The organism is Parabacteroides sp. AF19-14 (assembly GCF_003635485.1).
Classification (GTDB): Bacteria; Bacteroidota; Bacteroidia; order Bacteroidales; family Tannerellaceae; genus Parabacteroides; species Parabacteroides distasonis.
Genome location: NZ_QTMJ01000031.1, coordinates 25,962 through 44,060 on the forward strand (window position 1 = coordinate 25,962; position 18,099 = coordinate 44,060).

Below are 18,099 nucleotides of genomic sequence, written 5' to 3' on the forward strand. Positions count from 1 at the left end.
ACGCTGGTATAGATACAGGCCTATGCCTATACTGCTGAGGGGCGTTGCGTATATACGTGTGTATTTTTGCCTGTTTTGTTGCTAATTGGAATATATTGCATGTGTTTTGGAACATTTATATAAATGATCCTGTTGTACTTTTGCGGAGTTTAATGAGGTGTCAGATCTGATGGGGAAGAGAATTGTTTTTATATGGCTTTTATTGGCGTTCGCTTGGGTAGCGAAGAGCCAGAACTACATGATAAAAGGAATCGTGACTGATTCCATTACGGGAGAACCTTTGCCTTATGTGGCTGTGATTTTGAAGGGAACTACGATAGGTGCTACGACAGATCTGGATGGGGCTTTTACGCTCTCCTCTTCATCTAAGGTACGTACTTTACAGGTCTCTTATCTGGGTTATACGGAGAAAGAATTGAAATTCGTTCCGGGTAAAGCGGAACATTTGAAGATTCAGTTAGCTCCGACAAGTATTAATTTGTCGGAGGTGATTATCAAGCCGGGAAAGGAAAGATATCGGAAGAAGGATAATCCTGCGGTTACCTTTATCAAAAACGCTATCGCACGTCGGGAGAGCAACGATCCTCGTAATCATGATTATTTTCGGTATGATCAATACGAGAAGATGGTCTTCGCTATGAACGATTACCAACCGAAACCGAAAAAGGATGGAAAGGCGGGAAAGTTTGACTTCTTGACTGAGTTTATCGATACGTTGGAGGTGGGAAAGACGATCTTGCCGGTATCCGAACGTGAGAAAATCCAGACCGTTTATTACCGTAAAGACCCGAAGACGGAAAAGAGGGTCGTTCTGGCTACGAAAGCGGCTGGTGTGGATGAGGTCTTCTCACGAGACGGTATGCAACAGTTCTTGAATGAGGTATTCCGGGAAGTGAATATCTTCCAGAATGATATTCCTTTGTTCTTGAACCGTTTCGTTAGTCCTATGTCTACGATGGGGCCTAACTTCTATAAATATTATTTGCTAGACACGGTGGAGGTCGCCGGACAGAAGTGCGTGGATTTGGGTTTCGCTCCGTTTACTCCGGAGACGTTCGGTTTTACGGGACATCTTTTTATCACGTTGGATTCTACTTATTTCGTGCAGAAGGTTAAGTTGAATGTCCCGAAGAAGATCAACTTGAATTTTGTCGGTGGAATGACGATCGAGCAGACTTTCGACCGTGCCCCGGATGGGACTCGTATCATTACGAAAGATGATATCAACGTGGACTTCAAATTGACGGAGAAATCGAAAGGAATGTATGCCCGCCGTTTGAATATCTATTCGAATCAAGCGTTTGAGGGACCCGATGATCCTAAAGTATTCGAGGAGAGCGCACCTATTATTATACCGATGGAAGCTTATCGCCGTTCGGCGGATTTCTGGGAGGAGAATCGTCCTACTGAGGCGGGAACTCGCAAGCAGAATAACGTGGAGTTGCTAATGGCGAAACTTCGTTCCGTTCCTATTTTCTATGTGACGGAGAAGGTTGTTTCGATCCTTACCTCCGGTTATATCGCGACGAATAAGATTCCGGAGAAGAGCAAGTTCGAGTTTGGTCCGATGAACACCTATATCAGTGGTAACGCGATTGAGGGGGCCCGCTTCCGTGTCGGTGGAACCACGACAACGGCGTTCAGTAAACGTCTTTTCTTGGATGGTTATTTGGCTTATGGATCGAAAGACCGCAAGTTGAAATATGATGGTATCGTAGAATATTCTTTTATCGATAAGAAGGATTATCGGAAAGAATTTCCCGTGCATTCTATTCGCTTCGAGTACCTATATGATATCAACCAGTTAGGTCAGCAGTATATGTATACCAACAAGGATAATATGTTCTTGGCCTTGAAGCGGCAGAAAGATACGCGTGCCACCTATTTAAGGAATATGGAACTGACGTATTACCGTGAGCATTATAACGGCTGGGCTTATGGGGCGGTACTTCGGAATTTTAAGGAATACTCAACCGGTTACGCTGCGTTCGACCGTATCGGTCCGGATGGCCAGATCACGGCTACCGATTCCTACCGGATGTCGGAAGTGGAGTTTAAGTTCCGTTTCGCCCCGAATGAGAAATTCTACCAGACTCGTAATTACCGTTATCCGATTACGCTTGACGCACCGGTATTCACCTTGAACCATACGATGGCTTTCCAAGATGTATTAGGTAGTTCGTATGATTATCAGAAGACGGAGCTCGGTATTCAGAAACGTTTCTGGTTCTCTGCTTTCGGTTATGTGGATATTCTCGCTAAAGCAGGTAAAGTTTGGACAAAGGCCCCTTATCCTTTGTTGATCTTGCCAAACGCAAACTTGTCGTATTTGGTGCAACCGGAATCTTATACGAATATGAATGCGATGGAGTTCATCAACGATGAGTACGCTTCGTGGGATATTACTTATTTTATGAACGGAGCCTTATTGAACCGTATTCCGCTTATCAAGAAGTTAAAATGGAGGGAGGTCTTTTCCTTCCGGGGTATGTTCGGCCACTTGACGGATAAGAATAATCCGTATATCGGTGAGCAGAATGAGGGCTTGTTCTTATTCCCGCAGGGCTCTTACCTGATGGACCCGTCTACTCCTTATATGGAGGCGGGTGTCGGTATCGAGAATATCTTTAAGTTCTTGCGTTTGGATTATGTATGGCGTCTGACCTATAAGGATCATCCGGGCATCCAGACAAAGGGTATACGTTTTATGATGAAGCTATCCTTCTAGGGCAAGTGTTATTTCCAGTCGCTGAACTCAAAACTTAATTGTTCCCAACGGTCTTTCGTATGAGCCTCCTCTTTTACGGGATTGGATACGGATAGACCGATCAGTCGGATGGGATGCTCGGTATATTCCACTTCTTTCAGCAATTCCTTGGCCAAGGGAAGGATCTTATCTAAGGTTGTTAACTCTTCCGGACGGCTGAGGCTTCTCGTGATTTGGTTGAAATCATGGAACTTGACCTTTAAGGTCAGTGTGTTTCCCTTGAATCCGGAACGTTCCAGCCTGCCGATAAGTTCGGTCGCTACGTGATAAAGCTCGATGATAACAGAGGATTTGCGGGAGATATCTTTTTCTAGCGTATGCTCGCAACCTACCGACTTCCGGATTCGTACCGCTTCTACGGGACGGTTGTCTATACCTCTGGCAAACTCATAATAAAGCATTCCCGCCTTTCCGAACTGGCGGGTAAGCATCTCCCCCGAACATTCCCGTAATTGCAGCCCGTTGTGGATACCGAGTGTATGCATTTTTCGGGCTGTTACGGGGCCTACTCCCCAAAAGGACTCAATGGGAAGACGTGCTATAAAATCGAGGGCTTGGCTTGGATGGATGGTGCATAATCCATTGGGCTTCCGATAATCCGAGGCTATTTTCGCTAGAAATTTGTTGTAGGAGACTCCCGCTGACGCTATCAGGTTCAAATTATCCCAGATCCGTTTCTTGATCTCCTTGGCGATATCTACAGCGAGAGAGATGCCTCGTTTATTATCAGTGACATCCAAAAAGGCTTCATCCAAGGAAAGCGGTTCTATGATATCCGTATAATCATGGAAGATCTCGTGGATCTGGCGTGAGACGGATTTATATACGTCCATCCTTCCATGTACGAATATCAGGTCCGGGCATAAACGTTTGGCTTTTTGAGACGCCATGGCGGAACGTACCCCATATTTCCGGGCTTCGTAGCTAGCGGCAGCTACTACGCCTCGCTGCTCCGCATGCCCGACCGCTAGGGGTTTTCCTCGCAACTCCGGATTGTCTCGTTGTTCCACCGAGGCATAAAAGGCATCCATATCGATATGTATGATCTTTCTCAAGATAGCTCTTTTATTACTGGTATTTACGATAACCCTTCGTCTGTTTATGAAGCCGATAATCGCATTATAAGATCTCTACGGAGTTAATGACGATATTCTCGGTCGGACGATCTTGCTTGTTGGTCTTGGAGGACTGTATGGCGTCTACGACATCCATGCCTTCTACCACTTCGCCGTAAACCGTGTATTGATTGTCGAGGAACGGTACGCCACCTTCGTTCTTGTAAGCCTCACGGAGTTCCGGGTTTAACTTTACCTCGTCTTTCCGCTTCTCGGCCTCCAGCTCGGTCTTGCCAATCAAGGTATCACGAAGGATCGCCAGTTCTTCCTTGTTACCACTGCGATAGAATTCCATGATCTTAGGCTTGTTCTCGTTTTGCAGGCGGGCGAATATCTCTTGTTTCAGACGGCCTTCCAATTGCTTTTCCATCTGGTTCAACTCTTGTTCCGAATACTTTTTCCCCGTTACGATATAGAATTGGGAGGCGGAAGAGGCCTTTTCCGGGTTCACCTCGTCTCCGGTACGTGCGGCGCAAAGGGCTCCTTTCTTGTGGAAATATTTCGGGTAACGGAATTCGGCGGGAACGGTATAGCCCAGATCGCCCGCTCCCAGTTGCTTGTTCATCGGGGCATCCTTGGAGGTTATGTCACCTCCTTGTATCATGAAATCCTTGATCACACGGTGGAACAGCAAGCCGTTATATTGCCCTTCTTGTACCAACTTGATAAAGTTATCACGATGTAATGGCGTGTCGTTATATAATTTCAGCTTTATATCTCCTTTGTTGGTGTGCATAAGCACCCTTGTCTCAGTTGCTTGATTTTCCATTTTATACTTATTTTTCTATGAGTTTCATTGACTTGATCTTTATGTTCTTCGTGGGTCTGTCATCGGCGTTCGTCTCGACGAACTGTATCTTATCCACGACTTTCATACCCTGTATAACCTCTCCGAATACCGTATAGTTGCCGTCCAGATGAGGCGTTCCGCCTTCCAGCATATAGGCTTCTTTTTGCTCCGGAGTAAACTTGATGCCTTTCTCCTTGGTCATCTTATCTAGCTCCATCTCCGTAAAGAACTTTCCGGTCACGATATAGAATTGAGTCGCAGATGAGGCCTTCTCTGGATTTTCCTCATCCGGGGTACGTGCGGCACAGAGCATTCCCCGCTTATGAAAATATTTCGGATACACGAACTCGGCGGGGATGGTGTAATCTAAATCTCCGTCGCCCAGATGTACGTCCAAGGGAGCGTCTTTCGAGTTGATATCGCCTCCTTGTATCATGAATTGCTTGATAACCCGGTGGAACAATAATCCATCGTAACGGTGTTCTTTTACGTTCTTGATAAAATTATCCCTGTGCAACGGCGTGTCGTTGAACAGTTTCACCTTGATCTTACCCATATCCGTATCAATCAGCACCAATGTCTCAGTCTCTTGCGCATGCAGCGGGCATAGCGAAAGCATAAATACCGAAACAAACAACATCGTAAGAATCCGTCTCATATTTATTTCTATTAGTTTTAGATGGACAAAAATAAGAATAAATATCGATATCTATGATCAAAGGAATAGGTCTAAACATGATTTCTTTGGTAGGAAACCGTAATAGCGTTACAAACATCTGTAATATATGCACATCGTTTTATGTTGAATCTAGGTAATTTTGTCATAGAAATAAAACTCTAAATTCAATATACTATGAGAGCAAGTATCTTAGCTATTTTAATTTTAGGGGGGATTGTCTTAAACATAAAGGCTCAGTTTTCTTATAATGAAAAGGGTCAAGCCATCCCTCCTGCATCACAACCTTTCGGCAAAGAGGCTTTTGAGCCAACCGGGCATACGGTTATACGCTGGTTGGGGAACGCTGGCTTTCTGATTAATAGCCGTGGTACGTGTTTGATGGTCGATCCTATGTTGAGGGGATTTGATATGCCTTTGTTAATAAATATGCCGATCGCCCCTAAAGATGTTCCCCATTTGGATGCGGTATTGATTACTCATTGCGACAATGATCATTACAGTGTTCCTACTTGTACGGAAATGTCTTCTGTATGCCGGGAATATCATTCTACATTCTACGTGGATTCTTTGATGGAAACACAGGGTTTGAACTCTTTCGGACATCGTATCGGGGAGACTTTTAATGTCGGTCCGATTTCTATCAAGTTAACCCCGGCTTACCATACGTGGCAAAATGAGTATCCGGGATATACGCATGAATTTAAGGTTGAAGATTATTGTGGTTTCCTCATGAAAACACCGGATGGCTTAATTTGGGCACCGGGAGATTCCCGCTTTCTTCCTGAGTTCTTGGAATTACCTGCCCCGGACGTGATTTTCTTTGATTTCTCGGATGATTCATGGCATATAGGATTGGAGGGAGCCATAAAGATCGCAAATGCTTATCCTAAAGCGCAGCTTCTCCTGTCTCATTGGGGAACGGTGGATGCTCCCAATATGAAACCATTTAATGCTGACCCTAAAATGCTAGAAGGGCGTATCCGTAATCCGGAACGTGTTCATGTCTTAGCCCCGGGAGAAGCTTTTGACCTTGTAGCTCTCAGCTCTAGCGAGGGTGAACAATGTGCCGAAACCTTGATTTTCCCTGCCGATGCGAAGGCTTCGTCGGAGTATAATACGGGGGATGTCTATGTCTCCTTGTTGAAGGAGTCTGGTAATACGATGATCGCGCATTTTATATTCAAACCTAACAGCCGTAATTTCTGGCATTACCATCCGGATGCCGAGCAAACCTTGTTAGTACTTGATGGAGAAGGATATTATCAAGAGGAAGGAGGAGAGAAACGTGTGATCCGGAAGGGTGATGTGATCGTGACACCTCCTAATGTACGCCATTGGAATGGGGCGACACCGGGTAGCTCTATCGTATGTATGACCGTTACGGAACATGCGATCGAGAATCATGCCGTACAACTTCGGGCTGTGACGGATAAGGAGTATAATTGACAGGTTCGGATGACAGGCTGGTGGAAACCTATTAATTGGCCGCTCTATATTCATTAGGCGTACAGCCTGCCATTTTTTTAAACCATCGACTGAAGTGCTGCGGATAAGGAAATCCTAACTCGCAGGAGATCTCGCTGATTGTCTTTTTAGTATTGTACACTCGTTCCTTGGCAATCTCCAGTGTTTTTTGCTGGATGTGTTTCAATGCCGATAAGCCAGTTTCCTTTTTCAGCAAATCGCTCAAATAGTTAGGGGACAAACAGAGTTTCTCCGCGCAATAGGGTACGGACGGTATCCCATATAGGGCTGGTTTTCCTGAATTGAAGTATTCGTTTAATAATGCCTCGAATCGGGCAAATGTGTCTTGGTTCGTATTCTCACGTGTGATGAACTGGCGGTCATAGAAACGTGTGCAATAATTCAAGAATAGCTTTATATTATCAGTTATCAATGATTTGCTGTGCTTATCAATAGGGTATTGCAGTTCTTCCTTTATCCTTTCCATGCATTCGATCACCGTTTTGCGCTCTTGTCCCGAAAGGTGAAGGGCCTCATTCGCATAGTAAGAGAAGTAGGAGTAGTCCCTCATGATATGGGCCAATGGCGTTCCTCGTAAAAGCTCGGGGTGGAATACCAATACCCATCCTTCCGGTTGGTGTAATAATCCATCGTCTTCCGAACCCAATACTTGGCCCGGGGCAAGAAAGAGCATCGCTCCCTTTTGATAGTCGTATATACTTCGTCCATATTTCAGTTGCCCGCAGTCCGTGTCTTTCAGCAATATAGCATAAAGGTTATATAGCTTTCTGCAAAAGCGCAGGGGTTTTGCTTCACGTCCGTCGATAACGCTGACTAATGGATGTCTGGTTTCTATGCCGAAATAATCGTTGTATTGTTGTACTGTGTTGATATTCATTATCTCATTCATGGCTTAATCTCTTTAGTTTTCGCAAATGTACTTCTTTTCCTATGTTTTTGTCTTCCGAGCGATGAAATTGGTATATCTATCCGTATTTTTGGTACATGTCCGGATGTCGGAACATGGTATTTTTGCGACAAATAGATTATTTATTAAAAGATCATAAGTTATGAGAAAGTACAATGGAATAAATCGTCGGGGATTTTTAAGGTCGGCGATGCTGTCGGGAGCCGCGATGTGTGTTTCTTCTATATCCAATGAAATGGTAGCTAATGAGAGCCGGGATAAGCAAGAGCCCTTGGCTTTAGGTAGTAAGGTCGCGGCTGGAATTAGCGCAAAACGAACCTTGGGAAGCGGTACGGCTTCCATGGTCGTATCGGCTATTGGCTTCGGTTGTATGGGATTGAATTATCATCGCAGCCAGCATCCCGGCAAGAAGCAAGTAATCGCTTTGGTACATGAGGCCATCGATCGTGGCGTTACTTTGTTCGACACGGCAGAGAGCTATGGTTATCAAACGAATGAACGATTAGTTGGCGAAGCGTTGAAAGGTTATTCGGACCGGGTATTTGTAACTACTAAATTTGGGCATAAGTTTGTGGATGGCGTACAAATCAAGACAGAGGAAGATAGTTCTCCCAACAATATACGTAAGGTATGTGAGAATTCGCTTCGCAACCTTGGAGTAGAAACTCTCGGTATGTTTTACCAGCATCGTGCGGACCCGAACACTCCGATTGAGGTCGTCGCTGAGACTGTGAACGAATTGATCAGAGAAGGCAAGGTATTACATTTTGGGCTTTGTGAGGTGAATGCCGATACCATCCGCCGTGCCCATAGGATCTGCCCTGTTACGGCTATACAGAGTGAATACCATTTGATGCATCGTGCCGTGGAGGATAGCATATTGCCGTTGTGTGAGGAACTGGGTATTGGCTTTGTTCCTTATAGTCCGATAAATCGAGGCTTTTTGGGAGGCTTGATTAACGAGTATACTCGGTTTGATCCGGAAAACGACAATCGTCAAGATTTACCTCGTTTCCAACCGGAAGCTATCCGTGCCAATATGCGGATCGTGGAAGTGCTGAATGCTTTTGGGAGGACACGGGGGATCACGCCCGCGCAAGTTGCCTTGGCATGGTTAATGAATAAGAAACCTTGGATCGTAGCTATACCGGGAACTACGAAGCTGTCTCATCTGGAGGAGAATTTACGTGCTGCGGATATCATTTTCACCGCCGGTGAGATGAGGGAATTGGAGGATGCGGTTTCCGCTATCCCTGTAGTGGGAAGCCGTTATAACGCGTTACAAGAATCAAAAGTACAGAAATAGATTTAGCTATCGGAAATATGAGACCTGTTTTTATACTTAGTATCATTCTTTTGCTTGTTGGATGTAAACAGCGAGATGAGCGTGTCCTGATGGTGGATGAGCAAGGCAGCTTCGCTATTGGAGGTACGGTCTTGGTTGACTCATTAGGGCATACTTATCATGGCGACCATGCGTACGTATTTTATCAAAAGCCGGTCGGAGCGAGGAAATACCCATTGGTATTCGCCCATGGTGTAGGGCAGTTTTCTAAGACATGGGAAACCACACCCGACGGGCGTGAGGGCTTCCAGAATATTTTCTTACGTTGCGGGTTTAGTGTCTATCTTGTCGATCAGCCTCGTAGAGGGAACGCCGGTAGAGGTACGGAGAGCGTGACAATTTCCCCGGCGTTTGACGAGGAGGTTTGGTTTAACCGTTTTCGTGTAGGTATCTGGCCGGATTATTTTGAAGGAGTACAGTTTAAGCGGGATAAGGAAACCTTGGACCAATATTTTCGTCAAATGACGCCGACTATTGGCACGACGGATTTTGAGGTCTATTCGGATGCCTACGCCGCTTTGTTCGACAAGATAGGCCCGGGCGTATTTATTACCCATTCGCAAGGCGGGCCCGTTGGATGGAATACATTGCTTAAGACGAGAAACATTAAGGCTATCGCGTCATACGAACCGGGTGGAGCGGTTCCTTTTCCGGAAGGGCAATTGCCGGAGGAGGCTAAGTTTATTACGCTTTCCAAGAAAATGGAAGGCATTGAAGTACCTATGTCCGTATTCATGGAATATACCAAGGTCCCTATCGTCATTTATTATGGAGATAATTTACCCGAGACTGATGAGCGTCCGGAGTTATATGAATGGACACGCCGTTTGTACTTGATGAAGATATGGGCAAAAATGCTGAATGATCTGGGTGGGGATGTCACCGTTATTCATTTACCGGAGGTAGGATTACATGGCAATACCCATTTCCCTATGTCGGATTTAAATAATATAGAGGTCGCGGATTTGCTTTCTGAATGGTTACATACAAAAGCTTTGGACTAGGTCTTTTGGGTAATGGAAATATATATAGTATCGTTTTCATTAGGAGGTATTGATCTTTTCACAGGAGTGAAAAGATCGTATCACCCCCGTGAAAAGATCGTTTCACAGAGGTGAAAAGATCGCTTCACAAGGGTGATACGATAAAAGTCTTAGGCCACGGCTGTTACTTCCTGCTGAGGAATCAGCCATAAGAACCTTATAATCAGAATAATTTGCTTGGATACTCGCCTGCGTCTACCAAGGCTTGGATCTTATCCACAACGCCTTGACGATCCGCCGCGTAAGTTACGCCGAACCATTTGGAGGTTGTATCCAATACTTTCACACGGGCTGTTCCTTCCGTGATCAATTTATTTACCATCAACGGGATGAAATATTCACTCTTTAAATTACCCATCGCTTTCAAGAACTCTTTGAAGAATTCCTCGGAATACTCGAAATAATCGGGAGTGAAGCCCCACATATTCATGGAGACCGGCGTGTTTTCTTCCAATACGACCTTCTTTCCGTTCTCGTCTACAAACTGGATTTCTCCGTCGATACGTTCGATAGCGGTACGCTCCACGACGCCTGTCAGATAACCTTCCTCGTTCGTGGCGCAAACACCACGTGCCACGGAACCGCTCTCGCTCAACGTATTACCTACACGGTAGCCTACCATGCAATAATCATTCTTCTTGCCATTCATCTCAGACAATTGCTTGCCTAATACGGCGAAGCTGTCACGTCCGTAGAAATCATCGGCGTTGATTACGGCGAAAGGCTCATTGATAACCTTCTTGCCCATCAATACGGCATGGTTGGTTCCCCACGGTTTCTCACGTCCCTCCGGGCAAGTGAAGCCCTCCGGAAGATCGTTCAAATCTTGGAATACGACTTCAACCGGGATATGGTTCTCATATTTGGAGATGATTTTCTCACGGAAGTCTTTCTCGAAAGATTTGCGGATAACGAATACAAGTTTACCGAACCCGCCACGAATAGCATCGAAAATAGAATAGTCCATGATGGTCTCGCCATTGGGACCTAGGCCGTCCAATTGTTTTAATCCTCCATAACGACTACCCATTCCGGCTGCCAATACAAATAATGTAGGTTTCATAATGCGTTTCTTTAATGTGTTTTTTAATTCTTCGGGCAAAGTTAATAATTATAGAAACATTGCCATGTTATTGTCCGTCTTTTTATAAAACTTCTAATACGACGATCGACATGGGAGGAAGGCTGACGCTTAACTTTCCCTTTTCCACCTTGGCTCCCTTGAAAACTTCCGGCTTGACCTTCTCCGGCGAATCGAATGTGTTATAGTCGTTTATGGAGGACGCTGTCAGGATACGCCCGTTCACGCTCTTTATCGTTACGTTTTGCAGGTCGATATGGATGTTCTCGCTTTGCCGGGGATCTACGTTCGCCAACGAGATATGGATTTTACCCTGCGAGTCCCGGGATGCGGAGGCGCTTACGACCGGCACTTCCCGGTTGTCTCTTACTTTCTCCTTGTCGCAGATTAGATCCATCGGCAAAAAGGTAGCGTCTTGATGAACCTTGTACATCTCGAACACATGGTAAGTAGGCGTAAGCACCATGTCCTTGCCTTTCGTGAGGATCATGGACTGCAATACATTGACAATCTGTGCGATGTTGGTCATTTTCACTCGGTCCGTATATTTGTGGAAGACATGTAGGGTAAGAGCGGCCACGAAAGCGTCGCGCATCGTGTTTTGCTGGAACAGATGGCCGGGGATCGTACCGGGTTCCACATCCCACCAAGTGCCCCATTCGTCTACCATGAGGGCTATATTTTTCTTCGGGTCGTATTTATCCATGATAGCGATATGCTTTTTAACGACATCCTCTATCTCAAGGCATTTTCCTAAGGTCCAGTAATAATCCTCCGTGTTGAAATCGGTAGCGGAGCCTTTATTGTTCCAATCTCCTACTGTATAATAATGTAAAGAGATACCATCCATGCGTCCGCCGATTTGTTTCATCAGCGTCTCGGTCCAGTTGTAATCATAATCGCTGGCACCGCTGGCGATCTTGAACAAGACATTGCTATCATAGTTACGGCAATACGTAGAGTAACGACGGTAAAGGTCGGAATAATATTCCGGTCGCATACTGCCCCCGCATCCCCAACTCTCGTTCCCAACGCCGAAAAACTTGACTTTCCATGCCTTATCCCGGCCATTTTTCCGGCGTAGGTTGGCCATAGGGCTGTCTCCTTCCGAGGTCATGTATTCCACCCATTTAGCCATTTCCTCAACCGTACCGCTTCCCACGTTTCCGCTGATGTAAGGCTCACAACCTAATAACTCACATAGATTCAAGAACTCATGGGTTCCGAAACTATTATCCTCAATCGTCCCTCCCCAGTTATTATTCACCATTTTCGGGCGATTCTCCTTGGGGCCGATTCCATCCATCCAATGATATTCGTCGGCGAAGCAACCGCCCGGCCAACGTAAGTTCGGGATCTGTAGTTTCTTCAACGCGTTCAAGACATCCGTACGGTATCCTTGGGTATTAGGGATGTCGGACTCCGGCCCCACCCATAAGCCACCGTAGATACAACTCCCTAGATGTTCGGCGAATTGCCCGTAAATATGTTTACTGATCTGTTGGTTACCTTGCTCCGGATAAATACGGATATTCGCGTCTCGCTGAGCGAATAAGGGAAGGGCGATAAATGCCCAAACGCTGATTATTAGTTTCTTCATGATATAAATGATTTGTTGGCAAAGATACACTTATTCTTGAATACATGAATCCTTTTATCGTTCGAAAAACACGTGCGTGTTTTCGGAAAAAGTCGTACATGTTTTAAAAGAAACACGTACATGTTTTTCTTTTGTGTATTTATCGTATCTTTGTAAGGTTTTAAGGCAAAAGACTAAACAAAATGAGAAAGAGAAAAATGTTTCCGTTTTTAGCGGCTGGGATAGTCGCTTTAGCGAGTTGTAACACTCCTCAGAAAGAGGTAGTGAAGATCGCTGCTATTAATCCTGCGAATATGGATACTACGGTTGCCGCAGGCACGGATTTTTATGAATACGCTTGTGGTGGATGGATAAAGAATAATCCATTGAAACCGGAATACGCTCGTTTCGGAACTTTCGACCAATTACTAGAGAATAACCAAGAACAGCTCCGGGTATTGATCGAGGAACTTAGCGCTACGCCCCATGAGGCGGGCAGTGTCGCCGGGAAGATCGGCGCTTTGTATGCGATGGGATTGGATAGCACGAAGTTGAATGCCGATGGAGTGGCTCCTATCAAAGAGGAACTGGCCGCTATCAATGCGCTGGCGACGAAATCGGATGTCTCTAAGATGGTGGCTACGCTTCATAAGGAAGGCATGGCTCCGTTCTTCGCTTTGTTTGTGGACGCTGACGAGAAGAATAGTGCCATGAATATCGTCCAGCTGTATCAGGCTGGTATCGGAATGGGCGATCGGGATTATTATTTGTTGGAAGATGAAGGCTCCGCCAAGATGCGTGATGCTTACAGGGCTTATATAAATAAATTATTTACATTGGCCGGCTCAAGCCCGGAACAGGCGGATGCGGCGGTGGATGCCGTGATGAAAATAGAGAAGGCTATCGCCGAGATCTCTTATGGCCGTGAGGATTTGCGTGACTCCCAGAAAAACTATAATAAATTGGCTTACGAGGATTTCAAGCAAATAGAATCCCCGTTGGATTGGGATGTATATTTTGAATCCATGGGATTAGCTGGGCTGAAAGAGTTGGACGCGAAGCAAATCAACTTCTATAAGGATATGAATAAGGCTTTGCAGAATACGACGGTCGATGAGCAAAAATATTATTTGGCGTTTAATTTATTGAGCGCGGCGGCTCCGTACCTAAGTGATGATTTTGTAGACGCTGATTTTGAGTTCTATGGAAAGGTAATGTCCGGAAAGCAGGAACAACAACCTCGTTGGAAGCGTTCGTTGAATACGGTAAACGGTGCGTTGGGCGAGGCTGTCGGCGAGATGTATGTAGAGAAATACTTCCCGGCTTCTTCTAAGGAAAAGATGTTGACGCTAGTGGGGAATTTGCAGACTGCTTTGAGCGAGCGGATCAATGGCTTGGAATGGATGAGCGATACGACTAAGGCGAAAGCGCAAGAGAAATTGGCCGCTTTTACGGTGAAAATAGGTTATCCGGACAAATGGCGTGATTATAGTGGCTTGGAGATCAAGGACGATTCTTATTGGGCGAATGTCCGCCGTTCTAACATCTTCGATATGGCCTATCAATTGGCGGACGTGGATAAGCCGGTCGATAAGTCTCGTTGGCATATGAATCCGCAGACCGTGAACGCTTATTACAATCCGACTACGAATGAGATCTGTTTCCCGGCTGCGATCCTTCAGCCTCCATTCTTTAATCCGGATGCCGATGATGCGGTGAACTATGGCGCTATTGGCGTGGTAATCGGCCATGAGATGACGCATGGATTCGATGATCAGGGACGTAACTACGATAAGGATGGTAATTTGATCGATTGGTGGACTGCCGAGGATGCTGTTCGTTTCAAGGAGCGTGCTGATAAATTGGTTGATCAATATGACCAGATTATCGTAATAGATACGCTTCATGCCAACGGACGTTTTACGTTGGGTGAGAATATCGCCGACCACGGAGGTTTGTTGGTCGCTCACCAAGCTTATTTGAATAGCTTGAAGGGCAAAGAGACTCCGGCCCCGATCGATGGCTTCACGAATGAACAACGTTTCTTCTTGGGATATGCGACGTTGTGGGGACAAAATATCCGTCCCGAGGAGATCCGTCGTCGTACCAAGATCGACCCGCATTCATTGGGAAAATGGCGTGTGAACGCCGCCTTGCGTAATATTGCCCCGTTCTATGCCGCTTTTGACATTAAAGAGGGTGATCCGATGTTTATGGCTCCGGCTGATCGGGTAGTTATCTGGTAACCCAAATACAGAGTTTATATAAATGAGGGAAGTATGTCACGTCAAAAAGGCATACTTCCCTTTTTTCGTTTATCCCGATTTGGCGGTCTGATGCACTTTTCTTATTTTTGTTTGATTAAGAACGTTATACATGAAAATTTTATACCATGCGAAACTATATATCAATCGCCTTACTTCTCTTGGCATCTTCTGTTTTTGCGTATGATCCTCCCACGATGGGATGGAGCTCATGGAATACCTATCGAGTGAATATCAGCGACAAACTGATAATGAAACAAGCTGATGCGATGTCGCGGAATGGCTTGAAAGAGGTTGGATATAAATATATCAATATTGATGACGGGTATTTTGGGGGACGGGATGCGAACGGGGAGTTAATCACTCATCCGGTCCGTTTTCCGAATGGCTTGAAGCAGACGGTAGATCATATCCATGCGTTAGGGTTTAAGGCGGGTATTTATTCCGATGCGGGCCGGAATACTTGCGGCTCCTTTTGGGATAAGGATTCTTTAGGGATCAATGTCGGCTTTTATGGGCACGATCGTCAGGACGCGGACTACTTCTTTAAGGAAATAGGATTCGATTTTATTAAGATCGACTTTTGTGGCGGCGATGCCAAACAGAATTTCGATCAATTAGGTCTGGATGAGCAAGAGCGATACACGGCGATCCATAATGCGATACTAGCTACCGGCCGTAAAGATGTGCGTATGAATGTATGTCGTTGGGATTTTCCCGGTACGTGGGTGCATGACGTTGCCTTCTCATGGCGTATCTCGCAAGATATAAATCCGAGCTGGGAGTCCGTGAAGAATATTATCCGGCAGAATCTATATTTGTCCGCTTATGCGAGCGAAGGAAAATATAATGATATGGATATGCTTGAGATCGGCCGTGGAATGAGTGAGGAAGAAGATAAAACTCATTTTGGAATGTGGTGTATCATGAGCTCCCCTTTATTGATCGGCTGTGATCTGACTACCATCTCTGAGAAAGCTTTGCGGCTACTAAAAAACGAGGAACTGATAGCGTTAAATCAAGACGTACTAGGCTTGCAAGCTTATGTCGTTAAGCAAATGGATGGAGTGTATATCTTGACAAAGGATCTGGAAGAAGTGAATGGGAATACATGCGCTGTTGCCGTCTATAATTCTACGGATGAGGAACGGACTATTCATCTGGATTTTGCCGATTTCTATTTGCGGGGCGACGTGAGTGTACGGGACTTATTTGAAAGGAGAGATCTTGGAAAGTACAAGGATCGGGATTTTTCCGTAACCATACCTGCGCATGGGACACGTATTTTCCGTCTGGATGGACCGGAAAGGGGAGAACGGACGGTTTATGAGGCGGAATGTGCTTGGTTGCAAGACTATCAAGAAATAAAAAATCACAAAGCGTTTGGAACGGCGATTTATGAGGATGACGGGAATTGCTCTGGAGGTGCGAAGGTTACGGGATTAGGTAATCGTGATAGCAATTATCTGGAATGGCATAATGTATACAGTCGTGAGGGAGGTTTATACTTGATGTCCGTGGATTATCAGTGTGCGGAGAATCGAGAATTAATTTGTCAAGTTAATGGAGTTGTCGTAAAAAATGTAGAGGCTCATCCTGCGCATGAGGTCGCTAGCGAGCAAATAGAGATCCGTCTGAAACCCGGTATGAATCGCATACGCTTATCGAATGGAAACTCATGGATGCCCGATATCGATGGTATGGTTTTACTAAAGAAGTGATTGCTGGCTACGTGCTTGAGGGAATTTTCATTCTTCTATATTCTTGAGGTGTCATTCCCGTATGCTGCCTGAAATATTTGTTGAAAAAAGACAGGTTGTTAAAGCCTAAAGAGAAAGCGATCTCTTTTACGGTTAAGTCTGTTGATCTTAATTGTGCCTTGGCATCCATCGTGATAATGGAGGAGATGATTTCCAAAGGAGTAAGTCCGATCGCTTTCTTAATAGTCGTGCAGAAATGAGGTAACGACAAATTTAATTGAGCGGCGTAAAAAGAAACGCTGTGCTCGGTGGTATAATGCTCTACGACAAGTTGGATAAACTTACGGTAAATCTCATTGGTGCGCGTACGGATTCCATTTGTCCAATGGCTATGATTTTTATATAACTCAGCCGTTCCTTGCATGAATATCGTGAGATAAGCGATGACTAGGTTTTTATTTACCATAGAATAAGACGGGGATAAGGATTGCGCACGTATCAATAAACGGTATCCGTCAATATATAATTGAGCTACAGATTCTTCCAGCGGCATGATCGGATGTTCCGTGATAACGGGAAGAAAGCTCATGGTTGATTTAATAAAATTGATGTTTGTCATAAACTCCGAAGAGAATCCGGCGAAATAGAAACGTGCGTCGTCCGATATTTCATGAAACTGGATAAAATTGCTGGGCACTAAGGTCACGAAATCATATTTGTTAATCGTATACTTCGCTAGATTGATAGAAGCCTGCACGGAACCTTCTACACAAAGGAGAAACAAACCTGCCTTTATCTTATGAGGCAGCTTGCTGTATTTGTTTAGCGTCTCTTTTGTGATACGATCTCCGACGATAAAATCGTTCGTGATATCGAATGTGAGCATTTCCTTTTCCATATCTAATCGGTAATTCGTCTCAAATATAGGAATTAATAAATACTTATTATTCAAGATAATAAAAATAGAACATAGAAACGAAAGAATGGATATTGATTCCCTAAAATTTAAGGGCGAACTTTACAAATGACTACTAATCGTAGGAAAGAGGAAACAAAAAGAATATAGTTCGTTTACTAGAAAAGTATTTTGATTATGGAAAAAGGAAGAATTGGACTAAACGCAGGAAAAGTGTGGCATGCGCTAAACGAGGTAAATGAAATATCTACGCAAGAGTTAAGCCGTAAATTGTCTTTAAGTATTGAGGACCTAGCCTTGGCTATTGGCTGGTTGGCTAGAGAAAACAATATTTATATCACAAGAAAGAATGGTTTGTTGTATGTCAGCAATGGCATCAAATCCAATATGGGCTCACCCGATAAACCTGGGGGATTAAGCATACAGCT

At 44.9% G+C, this 18,099-nt stretch carries 14 protein-coding genes; 7 read left to right on the forward strand and 7 right to left on the reverse strand.

The window, feature by feature from the left end; genetic code table 11:
• Positions 1 to 169: 169 nt before the first annotated feature.
• Positions 170 to 2,728: a DUF5686 and carboxypeptidase-like regulatory domain-containing protein gene (locus DWX33_RS20645; protein ID WP_005867978.1), complete on the forward strand. Its 2,559-nt coding sequence runs from the start codon at positions 170 to 172 to the stop codon at positions 2,726 to 2,728.
• An 8-nt stretch (positions 2,729 to 2,736) separates the two neighbouring features.
• On the opposite strand, the gene dinB is transcribed toward DWX33_RS20645, so the two are convergent.
• From dinB to DWX33_RS20660, 3 genes are all read right to left on the reverse strand, one after another.
• Positions 2,737 to 3,822 carry a DNA polymerase IV gene (dinB, locus tag DWX33_RS20650; protein ID WP_008771750.1) on the reverse strand — a complete coding sequence of 362 codons (1,086 nt, stop codon included), beginning with the start codon at positions 3,820 to 3,822 and terminating at the stop codon, positions 2,737 to 2,739.
• 64 nt (positions 3,823 to 3,886) lie between these two features.
• Positions 3,887 to 4,651, reverse strand: coding sequence for a peptidylprolyl isomerase (locus DWX33_RS20655; protein WP_122380987.1), 765 nt, complete (start codon positions 4,649 to 4,651; stop codon positions 3,887 to 3,889).
• Positions 4,652 to 4,658: 7 nt separating this feature from the next.
• The gene (locus DWX33_RS20660; RefSeq protein WP_122380988.1) at positions 4,659 to 5,330 is read right to left on the reverse strand and encodes a peptidylprolyl isomerase; all 672 of its coding nucleotides are present in this window, start codon (positions 5,328 to 5,330) and stop codon (positions 4,659 to 4,661) included.
• A gap of 195 nt (positions 5,331 to 5,525) precedes the next feature.
• Between DWX33_RS20660 and DWX33_RS20665 the strand changes: the two genes are divergently transcribed.
• Positions 5,526 to 6,797, forward strand: coding sequence for an MBL fold metallo-hydrolase (locus tag DWX33_RS20665; RefSeq protein ID WP_122380989.1), 1,272 nt, complete (start codon positions 5,526 to 5,528; stop codon positions 6,795 to 6,797).
• A 31-nt stretch (positions 6,798 to 6,828) separates the two neighbouring features.
• On the opposite strand, the gene DWX33_RS20670 is transcribed toward DWX33_RS20665, so the two are convergent.
• The gene (locus DWX33_RS20670; RefSeq protein ID WP_122380990.1) at positions 6,829 to 7,725 is read right to left on the reverse strand and encodes an AraC family transcriptional regulator; all 897 of its coding nucleotides are present in this window, start codon (positions 7,723 to 7,725) and stop codon (positions 6,829 to 6,831) included.
• A 160-nt stretch (positions 7,726 to 7,885) separates the two neighbouring features.
• Here DWX33_RS20670 and DWX33_RS20675 point away from each other — a divergent pair, with 160 nt between their 5' ends.
• Together DWX33_RS20675 and DWX33_RS20680 are read left to right on the forward strand one after the other, a co-directional pair.
• On the forward strand, positions 7,886 to 9,049 hold the full coding sequence (locus tag DWX33_RS20675) for an aldo/keto reductase (protein WP_005867987.1): 1,164 nt from the start codon (positions 7,886 to 7,888) through the stop codon (positions 9,047 to 9,049).
• Positions 9,050 to 9,066: 17 nt separating this feature from the next.
• Positions 9,067 to 10,092 carry an alpha/beta fold hydrolase gene (locus tag DWX33_RS20680; protein WP_005867989.1) on the forward strand — a complete coding sequence of 342 codons (1,026 nt, stop codon included), beginning with the start codon at positions 9,067 to 9,069 and terminating at the stop codon, positions 10,090 to 10,092.
• A gap of 202 nt (positions 10,093 to 10,294) precedes the next feature.
• Here DWX33_RS20680 and DWX33_RS20685 read toward each other — a convergent pair whose 3' ends face one another.
• Together DWX33_RS20685 and DWX33_RS20690 are read right to left on the reverse strand one after the other, a co-directional pair.
• Entirely contained in the window at positions 10,295 to 11,194 is a 900-nt protein-coding gene (locus tag DWX33_RS20685; protein WP_122380991.1) for a nucleotidyltransferase, read from the reverse strand.
• Positions 11,195 to 11,276: 82 nt separating this feature from the next.
• On the reverse strand, positions 11,277 to 12,812 hold the full coding sequence (locus DWX33_RS20690; protein ID WP_005855809.1) for an alpha-N-arabinofuranosidase: 1,536 nt from the start codon (positions 12,810 to 12,812) through the stop codon (positions 11,277 to 11,279).
• 182 nt (positions 12,813 to 12,994) lie between these two features.
• Between DWX33_RS20690 and DWX33_RS20695 the strand changes: the two genes are divergently transcribed.
• Complete coding sequence (locus DWX33_RS20695; protein WP_009276336.1) at positions 12,995 to 15,037, forward strand: M13 family metallopeptidase; 2,043 nt, start codon at positions 12,995 to 12,997, stop codon at positions 15,035 to 15,037.
• 146 nt (positions 15,038 to 15,183) lie between these two features.
• Entirely contained in the window at positions 15,184 to 16,776 is a 1,593-nt protein-coding gene (locus DWX33_RS20700) for an alpha-galactosidase (protein WP_122380992.1), read from the forward strand.
• A gap of 7 nt (positions 16,777 to 16,783) precedes the next feature.
• Here DWX33_RS20700 and DWX33_RS20705 read toward each other — a convergent pair whose 3' ends face one another.
• Positions 16,784 to 17,653 (reverse strand): AraC family transcriptional regulator, encoded by an 870-nt coding sequence (locus tag DWX33_RS20705; RefSeq protein ID WP_008778253.1) that lies wholly within the window; start codon positions 17,651 to 17,653, stop codon positions 16,784 to 16,786.
• Positions 17,654 to 17,848: 195 nt separating this feature from the next.
• On the opposite strand from DWX33_RS20705, the gene DWX33_RS20710 reads away from it, so the two are divergent.
• Positions 17,849 to 18,099: winged helix-turn-helix domain-containing protein (locus DWX33_RS20710; RefSeq protein ID WP_122380993.1), on the forward strand; the 251-nt coding region annotated here is incomplete at its 3' end.